At 66.6% G+C, this 1232-nt stretch carries 1 protein-coding gene; it reads left to right on the forward strand.

All coding sequences use genetic code 11. The features are described from left to right. Positions 1-47 precede the first annotated feature (47 nt). Positions 48-1232: serine hydrolase domain-containing protein (locus AC04L7_RS19025; protein ID WP_475513749.1), on the forward strand; the 1185-nt coding region annotated here is incomplete at its 3' end.

A 1232-nucleotide genomic window follows, 5' to 3' on the forward strand; every position in this document is an offset into this window, starting at 1 on the left:
GTTTGCAGGATGCGAGGCCTGCGGTAACGCGGAACCCGAATCACGCCATGAAGCACGTCCTTGTCTGCCTTGCGCTGCTGGCGCCCGTCGCGCATGCGGCACCCGCCAACGATGCCTTCGACATCGCGGTGGAACAGACCTTCGAGCGATATCGGTTGCCCGGATTGGCGGTGGGCGTCATCCGCGATGGCGACATCGTCTACACCCGTACGCTCGGCGAACGGGAGGCCGGTGGCGGCGGGAAGATCGACAACGACACGCTGTTCAAGATCGCGTCCAACAGCAAGGCGATGACGGCGGGCGTGCTCGCGCGCCTGGTCGATGCCGGCAGGCTGAAGTGGGACGACCCGGTCATCAAGCACCTGCCGCAGTTCCGCATGCACGACCCGTGGGTCACGCAGCAGATGCAGGTGCGGGACCTGCTGATCCACAACAGCGGCCTGGGCCTGGGTGCCGGCGACCTGATGCTGTGGCCCGAACCGAACCGCTTCACCCGCGCCGACATCATTGCAGGCCTGCAACATCTGAAGCCCACGCACAGCTTTCGCGCCGACTATGCCTACGACAACCTGCTGTACGTCGTGGCGGGTGAGGTCGCGGCCGCCGCAGGCGGTGCGTCGTACGAGGAACTGGTGAAGCGCGAACTGTTCCAGCCGCTCGGCCTGTCGCGCTGCCAGGTGGGCGAGTGGAACCGGACCGAAGTCGGCAACGTGGCGCAACCGCATATGCGCACGCCGCAGGGCAACCGTGTCATCCGCGAGGACGGCGACATCGTCCCCAACGTCACGTCGATGGCGGCCGGCGGCATCCGCTGCAGCCTCGATGACATGCTGGCGTGGATGCGCATGTGGTTATCGCCGGATGCGGCGCCTGCGTGGCTGTCGCCGGTACAGCGCAAGGCCGTGTGGACCGCGCACATGCCCATGCCGGTGAGCGCGCGCATGCGCGCGTGGGACAACACCCATGTCTCGGCCTATGGCTATGGCTGGCGCCTGTCGGACGTGGATGGGGCGTGGAAGGTTGCGCACACCGGCACGCTGGCCGGCATGTACTCGTCCGTCATCCTGCTGCCCGACCAGCGCACGGGGATCGTCATCCTCATCAACGGCGAAGGCGAAGCCGCGCGCACGGTACTGGGGCAGGTACTGACCAAGCACTTCACCGATCCGCAATCGATGCCCACGGTCGACTACTACGCAGGTCTGCTGGATCACGAGCGTGCAGGCGAGCGG

The sequence above is a fragment of the Pseudoxanthomonas sp. LjRoot204_2 genome (assembly GCF_056175765.1).